This is a genomic window from Polaromonas sp. (assembly GCF_039932935.1).
In the GTDB taxonomy this organism is placed as follows: Bacteria; Pseudomonadota; Gammaproteobacteria; order Burkholderiales; family Burkholderiaceae_C; genus Polaromonas.
In genome coordinates this window covers 48,283-65,174 of the sequence record NZ_JBDTPB010000100.1, presented here as the reverse complement: position 1 = coordinate 65,174, position 16,892 = coordinate 48,283, and the positions used below count along the sequence as shown (strand labels likewise).

Genomic DNA, 16,892 nt, shown 5'->3' with positions numbered 1-16,892 from the left:
TCATTCGCCGCCTGGGTGATTCAGACCTGGCCTTGCAGCACAACAAGGTGATCAATCTGCAAAAAGCCGTGCCGTCCATCGACGGCATTTTGATTGAGCCCGGGCAAACGTTCTCTTTCTGCCGGCTGGTTGGCCGTCCCACCAGAGAGCGGGGATTTGTGGAGGGCATGGAGTTGTCGTTCGGCCGTGTTCGCCCCGGCATTGGTGGTGGTTTATGCCAGATCAGCAATCTGATTCACTGGATGGCCCTGCACTCGCCGCTGCAAGTGGCGGCGCGTAGCCCGCACAGTTTTGATCCATTCCCAGATGACAACCGGGTGCTGCCATTTGGGTCGGGCGCGGCGATTTTCTACAACTACATCGATTTAATGTTGCACAACCCGACGGACCAGATTTTTCAGATCAAATTGTGGGTGACTGATAAAACCCTGGAAGGTGATTTGCGCAGCAACCAGGCCCCCCGGCACAAATACCATGTCTATGAGAAGAAAAATGGCTTTGCCAGGCGCGACGGCGCCGTCTGGCGGCGCAATGAAATCTGGCGCACCACGCACACCAAAGGCCATCTGCCCGTGCAATTGGAAGAGCGGTGCCTTTACGAAAATGATGTGCGCGTGATGTATCCGGTGCCGGAAGAGCAGATACAGAACAGCCCTCAACAGCCGTGAATGTTGGCCGGCAAGCCGATCGCAGGAAAAGTACCCAGAGCAGAATGATTCAGAACCCAAGGAGCAGAGCGTGTTGTACCGACGAAATCCACAACTGAATAAAAATGGTGAGCTGATCCACCTGCTGTCCATCGAAGGCCTGCCCAAGGCCACGCTGACGCAAATCCTCGACACCGCCGCCAACTTCGTCAGCGTCAACAACCGAGAAGTCAAAAAAGTCCCACTGCTGCGCGGCAAGAGCGTTTTCAACCTCTTCTTTGAAAACTCCACCCGCACCCGTACCACCTTCGAAATCGCCGCCACGCGGCTGTCAGCCGACGTCATCAACCTGGACATCGCCCGCTCCTCGGCCTCCAAGGGCGAGTCGCTGCTAGACACCATCGCCAACCTGAGTGCCATGGCGGCCGACCTCTTCGTCGTGCGCCACAGTGAATCCGGCGCGCCCTACCTGATCGCCCAGCACGTTGCGCCGCACGTGCACGTCATCAATGCCGGCGACGGACGCCACGCGCACCCCACGCAGGGCCTGCTCGACATGTACACCATCCGGCACTACAAGAAAGATTTCAGCAAGCTCACCGTCGCCATCGTCGGCGACGTGCTGCACTCGCGTGTGGCGCGCTCCGACATCCACGCGCTCACCACCCTTGGATGCCCTGAAGTGCGCGTGGTCGGCCCCAAGACCCTGGTGCCCGCAGACATGGCGCAAATGGGTGTGCGCGTCTGCAACACGCTCGAAGAAGGCATCAAGGGCGCCGACGTAATCATCATGCTCAGGCTGCAGAACGAACGCATGTCGGGCGCATTGCTGCCCAGCAGCCAGGAGTTCTTCAAGAGCTTTGGCCTCACCACCGAAAAGCTGCAACTGGCCAAGCCAGACGCCATCGTCATGCACCCGGGCCCCATCAACCGCGGTGTGGAAATTGACTCCGCCGTGGTCGACGGCACGCAAAGCGTGATCCTGCCGCAAGTTACTTTCGGCATTGCGGTCCGAATGGCGGTGATGAGCATCGTCGCCGGCAATGAAGCCTGAACACGCGGAGAAAAAGAATGAAGATACTCATCAAAAACGGCCGGGTCATCGACCCCGCCTCCGGCTTCGACGAAACCTGCAACGTGGCGATTGCCGCAGGCCGCATCGTCTCGCTTAAAAACACGTCCGCTGATTTCGCGCCCAACAAGACGATTGATGCCGCCGGCTGCATCGTTGCGCCCGGGCTGATCGATTTGTCGGCCCGGCTGCGCGAGCCCGGACACGAACACGAAGGCATGCTCGAAAGCGAACTGGCCGCAGCCGTTGCTGGTGGCGTCACCAGTCTGGTTTGCCCGCCCGATACCGACCCCGTGCTCGACGAGCCCGGCCTGGTCGAGATGCTCAAGTTCCGCGCTGAAAAACTGCACCAGTCGCGCGTGTTCCCGTTGGGCGCGCTCACGCGGGCGCTCAAGGGCGAGACGCTGACCGAGATGGTCGAATTGACAGAGTCGGGTTGCGTGGGTTTCAGCCAGGCAGAGGTGCCGCTGGCCAACACGCAGGTCATGATGCGCGCCCTGCAATACGCCTCTACCTTTGGCTACACCGTCTGGCTGCGTCCGCAAGAGATGTATCTGGGCAGTGGCGTCGCCGCCAGCGGCGCATTGGCCACGCGCCTGGGTCTTAGCGGCGTGTCGGTCGCTGCCGAAACCGTCGCGCTGCACACGATCTTCGAGCTGGTACGTGCCACCGGCGCGCGCGTCCACCTGTGCCGAATCAGCAGCGCCGCAGGAGTGACGCTAGTGGCCAGGGCCAAGGCCGAAGGCCTAGCCGTGACCTGCGACGTCAGCATCAACAGCCTGCACCTGACCGACGTCGATATCGGCTACTTCGACAGCCGCATGCGGCTGGACCCGCCGCTGCGCCAGCAGCGCGACCGCGACGCCATCCGCCAGGGCCTGGCCGACGGCACCATCGACGCGCTGGTGTCTGACCACACGCCCGTCGACGAAGACGCCAAGACCTTGCCCTTCGCCGAAGCCGAGCCGGGCGCTACCGGCCTCGAATTGTTGTTGGGCCTGGCCTGCAAATGGGGCAGTGACAGCGAGGCTGGTTTGTTGCGCGCGCTGGCAGTCCTGACGAGCGAGCCCGCACGCGTGCTGGGCAATGCGCTCGGCACCCTGCAAGCCAGCGCGGGACGACTGGTCAAGGGTGGCGTGGCTGATATCTGCGTATTTGACCCGGCCGGCGAATGGACGGTAGAGCCAGCTGCCTTGCGCAGCCAAGGCAAGCACACGCCGTTCTCAGGCCATCAGATGCCAGCCCGCGTGCGCTGGACCATCGTGGGCGGGCAGCTCGCCTATGAAGCCCCTGAAGCCTCGCACTGAAGGCGCCGCTTCCAATGAGGTGGCTTCGTTTTTTCTGGACCTTGCTGCGTGCGGTGGTGCACGCGGCGCAGGGCTTCTGGACCATCAAGACCCTGTTCCCCAAGCTGCCCCAGACCCATCAGGAGGCCCGCGTGCAGGTGTGGGCCGGCCAGATGCTGCGCATCGTCGGCATTGAGCTGGTGGTGAACGGCATAAGGCCCGCCGCCGGCCCGGTGTTGCTGGTGGCCAACCATATTTCGTGGCTCGACATCCTGGTGATGCATGCCGCGCGCCATTGCCGTTTTGTCTCCAAGGCCGATGTCAGAAGCTGGCCTTTTGTGCGCACGCTGGCCGACGGCGCCGGCACGCTCTATATTGAGCGCGAGTCGCGGCGCGACGCTCACCGGGTGGTCACGCAAATGGCCGAGCGCCTTCGCGCAGGCGACATCCTGGCAGTGTTCCCCGAAGGTACCACCGGCGACGGCATCACCCTCAGGCCCTTTCACGCCAACCTCATTCAGGCCGCCATCGAGGCGTCTGTGCCAGTCCAACCGGTAGCATTGAAGTTCGTCGATGCCGCCAGCGGCGCCACGAGCTTCGCGCCCAGCTATGTAGACGACGAAACCCTGGTCGGCTCAATCTGGCGCACGCTGACTGCGCCGCCGCTCAAGGCGGTTGTCACGTTTGGTGAGGCGCAGCCCCCGCAAGGCCAAACCCGCCGGGTGTGGGCGCAAACGCTGCGAGAAGACATTGAGCGCCTGAGGCAGACGCAGGGTTAGGCGACAAGCGGTCAGGCGCCGCGAGGGTCAGACCGACGCCGCGGCCGGCGCGGCATTGGGTTCACGCGGAAATGTCACCACATGGTCGACCGCGGCGCGAATCCCAATCCACTCGCCCAGTGCGTGGTTGTGGTGCGAAGGCACATGCGCCATCACCGTCTCACCCGTCTGCAGTTTCAGCGTGTACAAAAACTCCGACCCGCGAAATGCCTTGCGCAGGATCTGCGCCTTCACTGGCGCGCTGTCGTCATGCACGATGTCATCGGCCCGCAGCAGCACATCGCACAGGCCGTCCACATACGCGCCCGGCAGCGGGCATTCGAGCATGTCTGTCAGGTCGCCGAGCGCGGTGTGCACTACCACGCCGTCCCCACGCTGCTCGATATGCGCTTGCGCAAAAACACCATGGCCGATGAAGTCAGCCACAAAGCGCGTGGCAGGGCGGTGGTACAGCGCATACGCCTCATCCCACTGATGCAACTGGCCCTGGTGCATCACACCGATGCGGTCGCCGATGGCGAAAGCTTCCAGCTGGTCGTGCGTGACGAACAGCGCCGTGGCACCCGCCGCTTTCAAAATGCCGCGTACCTCGTGCGCCAGGCGCTCGCGCAGGTCCACGTCCAGGTTTGAAAAGGGTTCGTCCAGCAGCAGCAGGCGCGGCTGCGGCGCCAGCGCGCGCGCCAGCGCCACGCGTTGCTGCTGGCCGCCTGAGAGTTCATGCGGAAAACGTTTGTGTACGTTGCCCAGGCCGACCAGCTCCAGCACTTCGCTGACGCGTTGCTCGCGCTGGGCGTGCGTTAAATGGGTGAGGCCGAAGGCAACGTTGTGCGCCGCATCAAGGTGCGGAAACAGCGCGTAGTCCTGAAACACCATGCCGATGCGGCGCGATTCTGCCGGCACATGCAGCGTGGCGCTGCTCACCACATCCCGCGCCAGCGTAATACTGCCGGCGTTGGCGCGCTCCAGGCCCGCCACTGCGCGCAGCAAGGTGGTTTTGCCACAGCCCGACGGCCCGATCAGGACCCCGATTTCCCCCGCCTGAAGGCTGAAAGACACGCCATCGACGGCGGGTTTTGAGCGGCCGGCATAGTGCACGCCCAGCTGGGAGATATCCAGAAACATGCAAATGATTGTAGATGCTTACAATTCTCATTTGCAGTGACTGACTGCAAGACCATGGCGAAAGCAGGCGGGGGCAGGGCCCCTTCCCGCGAGAGGCCTTTTTGTTAAGAACCTGTTCAATGCCTTTTTGGAGTCGCACAAGTACCTTTTCGGGATGGGATGCAAGGCGCGGTGCGTCGCCCATAGCCCGGCTATGGGCAAGCGCCGCAACGCCGCAGACCGCCCGAAAAGGCACTTGCCCGAAGGGTTGGCGTGAAATCGGGCGATTGAACGCTCCGGCTGCTTGCATGGGCATCAGCCCATGCGGCGCATCCGAAGCATCCACTCATCCCGATTGCACGCCAATGCGATCTCCAAAAAGACATTGAACAGGTTCTCAGGCTTTCCGGGGCTCCATGTTTCGCCGATATTTCCCTCCTGTTGTGCTGTTTGTGCTGGTTGGGCTGCTGACGCTGCCGGTGCTGGCCGTGGCTTTGTCCTGGCTGCAGTTCAATAGCGAAGCGCAATCCATCCTGCTGCAGATGCTGCAAACGGTGCTGCCCGACTACACCTGGACGTCGCTGCTGCTGTGCCTGTGCGTGGCCTTCGGCGTGGCAGTCGTAGGCATGGCCACCGCCAGTGTGGTCACGCTGTTTGAATTTCCGGGTCGCCGGGTGTTTGAGTGGGCCTTGCTGCTGCCTCTGGCCATGCCGGCTTATGTGCTGGCCTATGCCTATACCGACTTCCTGCAGTACGCCGGCCCGCTGCAGACCTGGCTGCGCGCCACTTTCGGCCTGCAGGGCCGACTGCTGCCCGAGGTTCGCAGCCTGGGCGGCGCGGTGCTGGTGTTCACCGTGGCGCTCTACCCGTATGTGTATTTGCTCGCGCGCACGGCCTTGTCCGAGCGCGCCGTGCACCTGATGGAAGCCGCGCGCCTCCTGGGCGCGCCGCTGTCGCGCCGTATCCGCGGTGTGGCCTTGCCGCTGGCCCGGCCTGCCGTGGCGGCCGGTGTGGCGCTGGCGCTGATGGAAACACTGGCCGACTTCGGCGTCTCCAGCTACTTCGGCATCCAGACCTTCACCGCCGGCATCTACAAGGCGTGGCTGTCGATGGACAACCGCATCGCCGCGGCGCAGCTGGCGACGGTGCTGCTGTTTTTTGTCGCACTGCTGCTGTGGATAGAACACAGTGCGCAAAAACGCATGCGCTTTGCCACCGGCCGCGGTGCGCGTGCCGGTGCGCAAGACGCCGCCCCCGTGCAGCTGCGCGGCTCTCGCGCTGTGTCGGCCTGGCTGGTGTGTGCCGTGCCCATCGCACTGGGCTTTGTACTGCCAGTGCTCTTCATGCTGCGTCCGCTGTTGCTGGGCTGGGACAACCTGCTGTGGGACAAATTCATCGGCTGGACGTTGAGCAGCATCGGCCTGGCGGGCTTGAGTGCGCTGTTGGCCACCGTGCTCGCCGTGGGCCTGGCCTTTGCGGTACGCCGACAGCCGGGCTTGCTGACGCGCGCGGCCGTGCAACTGGCCGGCCTGGGCTACGCCGTGCCCGGTGCGGTGATCGTGGTCGGCCTCCTGCTGCCCGTGGGCTGGCTGCAAGCCGCCGCGCCGCAGACCGGCGCCGGCTACTGGGTCACCGCCACCGTCCTCGGTGTGGTCTGGGCTTACCTGGTGCGCTTCAGCGCCGTGGCGCTGCAAAGCCTGCAAAGCGGCTACTCGCGCATCCCGGCCAGCTTTGACGACAGCGCGCGCATGCTCGGCACCAGCAGCATGGGCATCCTCTCGCGTGTGCACTGGCCGCTGCTCAAGCGCTCGGTCGCCGCAGCCGGGCTGCTGGTGTTTGTCGATGTGATGAAGGAGCTGCCCGCCACGCTGGTGCTGCGCCCCTTCAACAGCGACACCCTGGCCGTGGTGACCTACCAGCTCGCACGCGACGAGCGCCTCGGTGAGGCCGCCTTGCCCGCGCTGGCGCTGGTGCTGGTGGGCTTGCTGCCCGTCGCGCTGCTCAGCCGTACGCTGCGGTCCAAGTAGCGCGGTGTCCGGCGTTCAGGGCTTGGCCTTGATATAGCGGTATTCCTGCGTCAGGCCGCCAAAGCCGTAGGCCTCGGCACGTACGTCGTGCACATAGATATAACTTTCTTCGTGCACATTGCCCAGCAGCTTGCTGAAGGCGGCAAAGGACTCGGCCACGTACTGCGCTTTCTCGTCCTTGGTGTTGGTACCGTCTACCACCTTGATGTCGAAATAAAAACTGTTCTTGCCCTGGCTGGCCAGCGTGCTGCCGCCCACGATCCAGTGCTCGGGCGGCACAAACTCGATCGCAATGGCTGTGAGCTCGCGCTTCTTGCGCAGGATGCGGGTGGTCAACTCCAGCAAGGTTTCGGCGATGTTGTGTGTGAGTTCGGCGCTGGCTGGTTGGCTGACTTTGACATTGATGATGGGCATGGTGATCTCCGGTTAAATATAGTTAGCTATGCAACTATTTAGGTAAAAAAAAGGAATGGCTATTTCAAGGCAAAAGACACGTTTCTGACGCGGGCTACGGTTTCATCGAAGTTCTCCTTTCCGATTTGCTGTTGAATGCGGCGCGTGACGTCGCCACTCGCCTTGTTGATGCCGGCATGCATGGCCTCGGCGCTGGCCGTGGGGAAGACGGCCCAATGCCTGCCATCCGATTCCAGGCTTCTGCGTTCGATCAGGCCCAATGCCTGCAGGCCGTCAAGCAGCCGGGTGGCGGTGGGCCTGGAGATGGTCAACGCGTCGGCAAGCTCGTGCTGGGGCTGACCGGGCTGCTTCAACACCATGCGCAGCATGAAACCCTGCGAAGGCGTCACACCGAATGGCTTGAAGGCCAGCGTCCACTCCTTGTCGACGATGCGGGCCAACGCGGTGGTATTGAAATAAAGGCAGTGATCAAACATGGAATGGATCGTAGCAGAAAGTAATTAGCTATGCAACTAATTATTTGGGCAACCCGCAAGAAGATGTAAGCATGAGCCTACGCTTATCAAATACGCGGGACTACGGCCAATCGCCGCCGGGCGCTTTATGGTTTATGCATCTCACCTCCATACGGCAGCAAACAGCGGCCGGCACGGGTGATCTCTTAACTCTCAGGAGACAGCATGAATCAAGACCGTCTAGAAGGCAATTGGCTTCAGTTCAAGGGCAAGGTGAAAGAGCAATGGGGAAAGCTCACCGACGACGACCTTGATGTCATAGCCGGCAAGCGCGACCAGCTACTGGGCCGGATTCAGGAGCGTCATGGCCTCAGCAAGGAGGAGGCTGAAAAGCAGGTAACCGCCTGGAAAGACCGCAACCCGACCGATTTTTTTGAACGCTACTGATGTCGAAGGCCGGATCTCTCTGGCCGACCATCGTCGCGCAAATCTGTACCTTTATCTAACTGAAAAACCACCAAAGGAAACACCATGAAAACCAGACTGTTAATGCTGAGCGCCGTTATGTCTTGCGCATTTACCGGAAATGTGATGGCACTGACCAAGCAAGAGTACAAGACAGAGAAGGACCGGATCTCGGCCGACTACAAGGCCGGAAAGGACAAGTGCGCAACCCTGAAAGACAACGCCAAAGACATCTGCATGTCTGAAGCCAAGGGCGCCGAGAAAGTTGCCAAAGCCGAGTTGGAAGCTCAGTACAAGCCCACCCCCCGCAACACCGAAAAGGTGGCATTTGCCAAAGGCGACGCCGCTTATGACACGGCCAAGGAAAAGTGCGATGACTTGAAGGGCAACGACAAAGACGTATGCGTGAAGGACGCCAAGGCCGCCCACGTCAAGGCCAAGGAAGACGCCAAGGTAGCCAAGACCTCGGCTGACACCAGTAAAAACAAGTCCGAAAAAATGACCGAAGCCAAGAAAGACGCCAGCGCCGAAAAGCGTGAAGCTGACTACAAGGCAGCCAAAGAGCGTTGCGATGCGCTTACGGGGGCTCCCAAGGACACCTGCCAGAACGATGCCAAGGCCAAATTTGGCATGAAGTAAGGCACCCCGAGCAGCGGTGTTTCCGCGGCCTGCATGGCCCGCGTGAGACACCAGCTCGATGACAGTGCCCATCCCGGCCCGCAGTGCAGGCCGGGATTTTTTATGGCCGCTATAAAACTGATAGCTGCCCGCGCTTGATATGCCTGGCCGGGGGCTGATTTTGTCTGAATTGTGCGGAGGCGAACAATTTGGGGCTGGCTGCCTACATGCAGATAGGTGGCTCGCCAGTCACACTGCCCCCTAAAATGTTTGTGACCTCCAGCCCGTCGGGCTTGAGCACAGTGAGCCCGGGCTCACTCCATCAATTCAGCAAAGAATTTCATGATTGTTCAGGATGGACTTCCCGCGCACGAGCGTTGGCGCGCACTGCTGGTGATCATTCTCGGGATTGTCATGGCGGTGCTCGACGGCACCATCGTCAACTTGGCCTTGCCGGACATTGCCCGTGAACTGAACGCCACCGCCGCGCAGTCCATCTGGGTGATTAACGCCTATCAGGTCGCAACCCTCGCGCTTTTGCTGCCTTTGGCGACACTGGGCGACATCGTCGGCTACCGCCGTGTGTATCTTGTTGGCATGGCGGTGTTTGCGGCGGCGTCGGTGGCCTGTGCATTGGCCGATTCCCTGGCCATGCTGGCTCTGGCGCGCGCATTGCAGGGCTTGGGCGCCGCGGGACTGATGAGCGTCAACACTGCGCTGGTCCGGCTCATCTACCCCAAGCACCTGTTGGGCCGAGGCATTGCCATCAACTCACTGGTGGTGGCTACCGCATCGGTGGCAGGGCCTTCCATCGCGGCGGCCATCCTCTCCGCTGGTTCGTGGCCCTGGCTCTTTGCGCTCAATGTTCCCTTTGCCCTGGTGTCGCTGTGGTGGGGTCGCAAGGCTTTGCCTGAAAACATCTCCAAGGCTGCCGGGTCGCGGTTTTCCTTGCTGGATGTCGTCTTGAACGCCCTGATGTTCGGCCTGGTGTTTCTCGGGGTTGACGGCCTGGGTGTTCGGGCAGAGCCGGTGCCCAGCGACGCGGCACTGAACTCTCTCTGGGTACCCCTGGCAGAGCTTGCAGTGGGCCTTGCGGTCGGCGTGGTGTACGTGCGGCGCCAGCTGATCCAGCCCGTGCCGTTGTTTCCGCTGGACCTGCTGCGTATTCCCGTGTTTGCGTTGTCAATGGGTTCATCCATTGGCGCGTTTTGCGCGCAGACTCTGGCTTATGTGGGCTTGCCTTTTTTGCTGCTGGGTGGTTACGGCTTCACTCACCTGCAAGCGGGGTTGCTGTTGACGGCCTGGCCATTGGCGATTGTGGTGACTGCGCCGCTGGTGGGCCGGCTGATAGGGCGCTATTCCGGCGGTCTACTGGGCGGCGCGGGCATGGCCATGCTGGCGTTGGGCCTGGTGTCGCTCGCCCTGCTGCCACCGCATCCGGTGCAAGCCGACATCATCTGGCGCATGGCGTTGTGCGGTATGGGCTTCGGTTTTTTTCAATCGCCCAACAACCACACCATCATCACCTCGGCGCCGGCTCACCGCAGCGGCGGCGCGAGCGGCATGCTGGGCACGGCACGCCTGACCGGCCAGACTTTGGGTGCGGTGTTGCTGGCAATGATTTTTTCTGCGTTCAGCCCCAGCGAAGGCGACCAAGGCTCTTTTGTTGCCCTGTGGCTGGCCGCGGCCTTTGCTGCCGGAGCGGGTGTGTGCAGCGTTCTGCGCATGAGGCAGCTGGCGCAGCCTTGATCAGATGGCGGAACTCATACCGGAGATCGCCACCGTGGCGTCACACGGCGGGGGCCTGCAGTCCGGCCGCCCGGTGGACCTCAATGCGGATTTCTTCTGTCAGCCGCGCCTTGAGTTCGGTAAACACGGGCGTCGTCTTGACCGAGTAGTGCCGTGGATGCGCCAGCGGAACCGGAATGTCGCACTTGATGCGGCCCGGCCGCGCACTCATCACCACCACGCGATTGCCCATGTAGATGGCTTCGTCGATGTCGTGTGTCACGAAGAGCACGGTTTTCTGCTCGGCCTCCCAGATGCCTTGCAGCAGCTCTTGCATCAACTCGCGCGTTTGATGGTCCAGTGCGCCGAAGGGCTCATCCATCAACAGGATGCGCGGGTCATTGGCAAGCGCTCGAGCCAGCGCGGTGCGCTGCTGCATGCCGCCTGAAAGCTGCTTGGGAAAGTGGTTTTCAAAGCCTTGCAAGCCCACCTTCTTGATGAACTGATGCGCGATGTCCAATTGCGCGTCCAGCGCCTTGCCTTTTTCACGCAGGCCAAAACACACATTTTGCAAAATGGTGAGCCAGGGGAAGAGCGTGTAGCTCTGGAACACCATGCCGCGGTCGGCGCCCGGGCCGGCGATGGGTTTCCCGTCCAGCACGATGGTGCCGCTGGTCGGTGTGTCCAGCCCGGCCACCATGCGCAGCAGGGTTGACTTGCCGCAACCTGAAGGGCCGAGGATGGTGATGAAGTCGTTCTCGGCGACGCTCAGGTCGGTGGCCTGCAGCGCGACGGTGCCCGGGCCCTTGTTGGCGGTGAAGGTTTTCGACAGCTGGGTGACGGTCAGGATCGGTGAGAAGGTAGAAGAAGTCATCGGCCCAACTGTGCCCACGGAAAAAGTTTGCGATTGAGTGCCTTGAATGCCAGGTCGGTGACGAGGCCAAAGACACCAATCACGATGATGCCGAAGATGATCTGGTCGGTGGCCAGTAACGCCTGGCTGTCGGTGATCATGTGGCCGATGCCGCTGGAAGCGCCAATCAGCTCGGCGACGATCACATACGTCCAGGCCCAGCCCAGCACCATGCGCAGCGTCTCGGCGATCTCGGGCGCAGAGCTGGGTAGCAGCACGCGCACCACGATGCCGCGGTCAGCCGCGCCCAGTGTGTAGGCCGCCTCAACCAGGTCGCGCCGTGTGTTGCCCACGCTCACGGCAATCATCAGCACCAGTTGAAAGAAGGAGCCGATAAAAATCACAGCGAGTTTTTCCGCTTCGCCAATCCCGGCCCACAGAATCAATAGCGGAATAAAAGCCGAGGCGGGCAGGTAGCGCGCAAAACTCACAAAGGGTTCAAAGAACGCTTCCACGGGTTTGTAGGCGCCCATCATCACGCCCAGCGGCACAGCGAGCAACGCCGCAATGGCAAAGCCGCCCAGCACCCGCCACACCGTCATACCGATGTCCTTGATGAAACCCTGGTTGGCCAGCAGGTCGTAGCCCGACTTCACCATGGTGATGGGGTCGGCCAGGAATGTCTTGGAGACATAGCCGCCCAGCGTGAAGATGGCCCACACTACGAAGAAGAGGATAAAGAAACTCACACCCAGCGCAATGCGTGCGCCTGGCGAGACGGGTTGTAGGGGCTTCATGCGTATGGCTTGGAGGTGACGTGTGCCTTCGCCAGTGCCAGCGCGGAACCGGCTTCGCCGGGCCGTAGGTGGCGCCCCCTTGAGGGGGAGGCGGCCGACGGCCGCTTCGGGGGGGAGATCATTTCAGGAATCGTGTATCGGCCAGCTTGCCCATGTCGGGCAGTGACTTGATGATGCCGGCTTCCATCAACAGCTCGGCGGCTTCCTTGCTGAAGGCGGCATGCTCACCGGCAAAGAATTTCTGGTTGGCCGCGCGGTCTTGCCAGCGCAGGTACTTGGATGAGGCTTCAAACGCTTCGCCGGTTTGCTTCACGTCGGCGCCCATGATCTCGAAGCTTTTCTTCGGAACTTTCTGGATCATCTCGACTGCATCGAAGTAGCTGTCGGCGAGTGCCTTGGCGGCCTTGGGGTTTTCAGAGAGGAACTTGGGCGTGCAGCCGAAGGTGTCCATCACCATGGGATAGTCCAGCGTGGTGGCGAGAATTTTTCCGGCCTCTGGTTTGGCGCGCACCGCGCCCAGGTAAGGTTCGTAAGTCATCGCGGCATCCACGCCATCGGTACCGGCAATCATGGCGTTGGCTGCGGCCTGCGGCTCGAGGTTGACGACCTTTACGTCTTTGACGCTCATGCCGTTTTTCTTCAGCATCCAGGCCAGGGCGAAGTAGGGCGAAGTGCCGGGCGCGCTGGCGGCCACGGTCTTGCCTTTGAGGTCGGTGATCTTGGTGATGGCGGGCTTGACCACCATGCCGTCGGCACCGTAGCTTTTGTCGAGCTGGAAGATTTGTGTAGTGGCCACGCCGTTGGCGTTCCATACCACCCAGGTTTCAACGGTGGTGGCGGCACATTGCACATCACCCGAGGCAATCGCCAGGTGACGGTCCTTCTGCGGGATTTTTTTGATCGATACGTCGAGCCCGTGTTTCTTGAAGATGCCAGCTTCCTTGGCGAGTGTCAGCGGGGCAAAGCCTGTCCACCCCGAGATACCGACGGCGACTTTGGTCTCCTGCGCCTGGGCATTCATTGTGGCCAGTGCGGCTGAAGCGGCCAGCAGTGAAAAGGCAAGTTGCTTCTTCATGAAAGATTCTCCTGTAGAGGTCGGGTTGGGGTATGGCTACTGTATGCAGGCTTCATGCCAGCCGCAAGGCGGTTAACTCTCTGATTTGGGCTTCTCCGGCCAGGCCAATGCGCCCGCCTGCCACCAGTTGGTGCACCCGTTCCATGTCGGGTGCCAGGCTGCGGTCCTGCATCATGGCGGGCGAGGCTTTGCGCACCAGGTGCAGCACGCCTTCCAGCACGGCCGAGCTTTTCAGCGGCCGCAAAAATTCAATGCCCTGCGCGGCGGCCAGCAACTCGATGGCGACGATGTATTCGGTGTTGCGCAGCATCGGCTGCAACCGGCGCGCCGCAAAGGTGGCCATGCTCACATGGTCTTCCTGGTTGGCCGAAGTGGGCAGGCTGTCCACGCTGGCGGGATGCGCCAGCGACTTGTTTTCGGATGCCAGTGCGGCGGCGGTCACATGCACGATCATGAAGCCGGAATTGAGGCCGGGCTCGGGGGTGAGGAAGGCCGGCAGGCGCGAGGCCACAGTGTCGACCAGCATGGCAATGCGGCGCTCGGTGATGGCGCCGATTTCGGCGATGGCAACTGCCAGGGCATCGCAAGCCAGTGCGACAGGCTCTGCGTGGAAGTTACCTCCCGACAAAAGCTCCCCCCCGAAGTGGCCTGCGGCCACCTCCCCCTCAAGGGGACGGCTCCTGTGGGCCGGCAAAGCCGGTTCCACGGCCCCTGCTTGCACAGAAATCTCCTGAGCGGATGCAAACACCAGCGGGTTGTCGGTCACGGCATTGGCTTCGCGCATCAATACCTGCGTGGCATAGCGCATCTGGTCCAGGCAGGCACCCATCACTTGCGGTTGGCAGCGCAGGCAATACGGGTCCTGTACGCGGTCGTCGCCTTCCAGGTGCGAGCGGCGAATCTCGCTGCCCACCATGATGGCGCGGTAGGCGGCGGCGCAGTCGATCTGCCCGGGCTGGCCGCGCACGGCGTGAATGCGCGGATCGAACGGGCCGTCGCTGCCGCGCGCGGCGTCCAGCGTGACGGCACCCGAAATCACGGCGGCCTCGAACAGCCGGTCGGTGGCGAGCAGCGCATCCAGCGCCAGTGCGGTTGAGACCTGCGTGCCGTTGATCAGCGCCAAGCCTTCTTTGGCCGACAGCTTGACCGGTGTGATGGATGCCTGCTTGAGGGCATCGGCCGCAGCCATGCGCTTGCCCTGGTAGAAGACTTCACTTTCGCCTATCAACGGCAGGCACAAGTGGGCCAGCGGCGCGAGGTCGCCTGAGGCACCCACCGATCCCTGGCAAGGGATCACCGGCGTCAGGCCCTTGTTATAAAGCGCCATCAGCGTGTCGATGACAACTTCCCGTACACCCGAGTAGCCACGTGCCAGGCTGGCGGCCTTGAGCAGCAGAACCAGGCGAACCACGCGCTCGGGCATGGGCTCGCCTACACCGACGGCATGGGAGCGCAACAGGTTGAGCTGCAAGGCTTCCAGATCATTTTGCGCAATGCGCTGGTTGGCCAGTTTGCCGAAGCCCGTGTTGACACCGTAGACCGCCGAACCGCCTTGCGCGGCTTGTTGCACCAGTGCAGCGCTTGCGCAAATGCCTGCACTGGCAGACGGGTCGATGGCAAGCGTCTCCGCGCCGCCATGAAGTTGCCGAAGCTGTGCCAGCGTGAGGTAACCGGGTTGAATGTTCATGGGGGTTGGGTTCGTCAAAGTGAAGGGGTGCGGTGCGCTGCCGCCGAGAGCCGCATGGGGCGTGCCGTCAAAGGGTGCGTCATGATCAGGTGGCCAGCATCGGGAGGTTCAAACCGTTGTCCCTGGCGCTTTGCCGAGCCACGTCATAGCCAGCGTCGGCATGGCGCATCACGCCCGTGGCGGGGTCATTGAAAAGCACACGGGCCAGCTTCTCAGAGGCTTCGTCTGTGCCATCGCACACGATCACCACACCGGAGTGCTGCGAATACCCCATGCCGACACCACCGCCATGGTGCAGGCTCACCCAGGTTGCGCCGCTGGCGGTATTGAGCAATGCATTGAGAAGCGGCCAGTCGCTCACGGCATCGCTGCCGTCTTTCATGGCTTCGGTTTCGCGGTTGGGCGAAGCGACGGAGCCGCTGTCCAGGTGGTCGCGGCCGATCACGATGGGCCCCTTGAGCTCGCCGCTTTTCACCATCTCGTTGAAAGCCAGGCCAGCCAGGTGCCGCTCTCCCAGGCCTATCCAGCAGATGCGTGCCGGCAGGCCCTGGAAGGCGATGCGCTCTTCGGCCATATCCAGCCAGCGATGCAGGTGCTTGTTGTCCGGGAAGAGTTCTTTCATCTTCGCGTCAGTTTTTTTGATGTCTTCGGGGTCACCTGACAGCGCCACCCAGCGGAAAGGGCCGACGCCGCGGCAGAACAGCGGGCGAATGTAGGCCGGCACAAAACCGGGGTAATCAAAGGCGTTGTCCACGCCGAAATCCTTGGCGACCTGACGCAGGTTGTTGCCGTAGTCCACCGTGGGAATACCCATTTCGTGAAAAGCCAGCATGGCCTTGACGTGGGTGGCGCAGGATTCACCGGCGGCTTTTGTCAGCGCGGCGTGCTGGGTTGTGTCTTTTTGCGCGACCTTCCATTGCGCGACTGTCCAGCCCACGGGCAGGTAGCCGTTGATGATGTCGTGGGCCGATGTCTGGTCGGTCACGATGTCGGGGCGGATGCCGCCGGCTTTGGCGCGCCGAGCCAGTTCGGGCACGATCTCAGCCGCATTGCCGCACAGGGCGATGGAGACGGCTTCCTTGCGCGAGGTGTGGTGTTGGATGAGCGCCAAAGCTTCGTCAAGGTTGGCGGCCTGTTTGTCGACGTAGCGCGTACGCAGCCGAAAGTCGATGCTGGACTGCTGGCATTCGATGTTGAGCGAGCAGGCACCCGCAAAAGTGGCGGCCAGCGGTTGTGCCCCGCCCATGCCGCCCAGGCCCGCGGTCAGCACCCAGCGGCCCGAGAGGTCGCCCTTGAAATGCTGGCGGCCGGCTTCCACAAAGGTTTCATACGTGCCTTGCACGATGCCCTGGGTGCCGATGTAAATCCAGCTGCCGGCCGTCATCTGGCCGTACATCATCAGGCCCGCACGGTCCAGCTCGTTGAAATGCTCCCAGGTCGCCCACTTGGGCACCAGGTTGGAGTTGGCGATCAGCACGCGCGGTGCGCCCGTGTGGGTGCGAAATACGCCGACCGGTTTGCCTGACTGCACCAGCAGGGTTTCCTCGGCCTTGAGTTTGCGCAGGGAATCAAGGATGGCATCGAAGGCGGGCCAATTGCGCGCCGCCTTACCGATGCCGCCATACACCACCAGCTCGTCAGGGTTTTCGGCGACTTCCGGGTCCAGGTTGTTCTGGATCATGCGGTAGGCTGCCTCGATCTGCCAGTTGGCGCAGGTGAGGGTGCTGCCGCGGGGCGCGCGCACCGGGCGGGCCTTGCTGTCAAAAAAAGGGGTTTTCGAAAGATCTGACATGGGAGCTCCGCAACGGACATCACGTGCGGGGCAAACAACTGCCCCGTGATGGCGTAAATCGTAGTTGTCTATACAACTTGTGTCAACTGGGGTAAT

At 62.1% G+C, this 16,892-nt stretch carries 16 protein-coding genes; 8 read left to right on the top strand and 8 right to left on the bottom strand.

Annotated features, from left to right (window positions below):
- The first annotated feature begins 32 nt into the window (after positions 1 to 32).
- The 4 genes from ABI546_RS16775 to ABI546_RS16760 all read left to right on the top strand — a co-directional run bounded on the left by ABI546_RS16775 (position 33) and on the right by ABI546_RS16760 (position 3,784).
- Positions 33 to 668: a VanW family protein gene (locus ABI546_RS16775; protein ID WP_348048295.1), complete on the top strand. Its 636-nt coding sequence runs from the start codon at positions 33 to 35 to the stop codon at positions 666 to 668.
- Between the two features lie 70 nt (positions 669 to 738).
- Complete coding sequence (locus tag ABI546_RS16770; protein ID WP_092131839.1) at positions 739 to 1,701, top strand: aspartate carbamoyltransferase catalytic subunit; 963 nt, start codon at positions 739 to 741, stop codon at positions 1,699 to 1,701.
- A gap of 17 nt (positions 1,702 to 1,718) precedes the next feature.
- Positions 1,719 to 3,026, top strand: coding sequence for a dihydroorotase (locus tag ABI546_RS16765; RefSeq protein WP_348048293.1), 1,308 nt, complete (start codon positions 1,719 to 1,721; stop codon positions 3,024 to 3,026).
- Between the two features lie 14 nt (positions 3,027 to 3,040).
- On the top strand, positions 3,041 to 3,784 hold the full coding sequence (locus ABI546_RS16760) for a lysophospholipid acyltransferase family protein (protein WP_348048291.1): 744 nt from the start codon (positions 3,041 to 3,043) through the stop codon (positions 3,782 to 3,784).
- 27 nt (positions 3,785 to 3,811) lie between these two features.
- Here the strand turns inward: ABI546_RS16760 and ABI546_RS16755 are convergent, their stop codons facing one another.
- Positions 3,812 to 4,906: an ABC transporter ATP-binding protein gene (locus ABI546_RS16755; protein ID WP_348048289.1), complete on the bottom strand. Its 1,095-nt coding sequence runs from the start codon at positions 4,904 to 4,906 to the stop codon at positions 3,812 to 3,814.
- A gap of 395 nt (positions 4,907 to 5,301) precedes the next feature.
- Here ABI546_RS16755 and ABI546_RS16750 point away from each other — a divergent pair, with 395 nt between their 5' ends.
- Entirely contained in the window at positions 5,302 to 6,912 is a 1,611-nt protein-coding gene (locus ABI546_RS16750; RefSeq protein WP_348048287.1) for an iron ABC transporter permease, read from the top strand.
- Positions 6,913 to 6,927: 15 nt separating this feature from the next.
- Here ABI546_RS16750 and ABI546_RS16745 read toward each other — a convergent pair whose 3' ends face one another.
- Positions 6,928 to 7,326, bottom strand: coding sequence for a tautomerase family protein (locus ABI546_RS16745; protein ID WP_348048285.1), 399 nt, complete (start codon positions 7,324 to 7,326; stop codon positions 6,928 to 6,930).
- Between the two features lie 59 nt (positions 7,327 to 7,385).
- On the bottom strand, positions 7,386 to 7,802 hold the full coding sequence (locus tag ABI546_RS16740; protein ID WP_348048283.1) for a MarR family transcriptional regulator: 417 nt from the start codon (positions 7,800 to 7,802) through the stop codon (positions 7,386 to 7,388).
- Between the two features lie 204 nt (positions 7,803 to 8,006).
- Between ABI546_RS16740 and ABI546_RS16735 the strand changes: the two genes are divergently transcribed.
- The 3 genes from ABI546_RS16735 (at position 8,007) to ABI546_RS16725 (ending at position 10,613) form a co-directional block, all read left to right on the top strand.
- Positions 8,007 to 8,228 (top strand): CsbD family protein, encoded by a 222-nt coding sequence (locus ABI546_RS16735; protein ID WP_348048281.1) that lies wholly within the window; start codon positions 8,007 to 8,009, stop codon positions 8,226 to 8,228.
- A gap of 84 nt (positions 8,229 to 8,312) precedes the next feature.
- Entirely contained in the window at positions 8,313 to 8,885 is a 573-nt protein-coding gene (locus tag ABI546_RS16730) for a hypothetical protein (RefSeq protein WP_348048279.1), read from the top strand.
- Positions 8,886 to 9,206: 321 nt separating this feature from the next.
- Positions 9,207 to 10,613, top strand: coding sequence for an MFS transporter (locus ABI546_RS16725; RefSeq protein ID WP_348048277.1), 1,407 nt, complete (start codon positions 9,207 to 9,209; stop codon positions 10,611 to 10,613).
- 40 nt (positions 10,614 to 10,653) lie between these two features.
- Here ABI546_RS16725 and ABI546_RS16720 read toward each other — a convergent pair whose 3' ends face one another.
- The 5 genes from ABI546_RS16720 to hutU all read right to left on the bottom strand — a co-directional run bounded on the left by ABI546_RS16720 (position 10,654) and on the right by hutU (position 16,796).
- Positions 10,654 to 11,466, bottom strand: coding sequence for an ABC transporter ATP-binding protein (locus tag ABI546_RS16720; protein ID WP_348048275.1), 813 nt, complete (start codon positions 11,464 to 11,466; stop codon positions 10,654 to 10,656).
- The gene (locus ABI546_RS16715) at positions 11,463 to 12,242 is read right to left on the bottom strand and encodes an ABC transporter permease (RefSeq protein ID WP_348048274.1); all 780 of its coding nucleotides are present in this window, start codon (positions 12,240 to 12,242) and stop codon (positions 11,463 to 11,465) included. Before ABI546_RS16715 ends, ABI546_RS16720 begins: the two co-directional genes overlap by 4 nt.
- Positions 12,243 to 12,360: 118 nt before the next feature.
- Positions 12,361 to 13,317 carry an ABC transporter substrate-binding protein gene (locus ABI546_RS16710; RefSeq protein ID WP_348048272.1) on the bottom strand — a complete coding sequence of 319 codons (957 nt, stop codon included), beginning with the start codon at positions 13,315 to 13,317 and terminating at the stop codon, positions 12,361 to 12,363.
- A 52-nt stretch (positions 13,318 to 13,369) separates the two neighbouring features.
- Positions 13,370 to 15,004: a histidine ammonia-lyase gene (gene hutH / locus ABI546_RS16705; protein ID WP_348048270.1), complete on the bottom strand. Its 1,635-nt coding sequence runs from the start codon at positions 15,002 to 15,004 to the stop codon at positions 13,370 to 13,372.
- A gap of 85 nt (positions 15,005 to 15,089) precedes the next feature.
- A complete protein-coding gene (hutU, locus tag ABI546_RS16700) occupies positions 15,090 to 16,796 on the bottom strand; it encodes a urocanate hydratase (RefSeq protein WP_348048268.1) in 1,707 nt (568 codons plus the stop codon).
- Positions 16,797 to 16,892 lie beyond the last annotated feature (96 nt).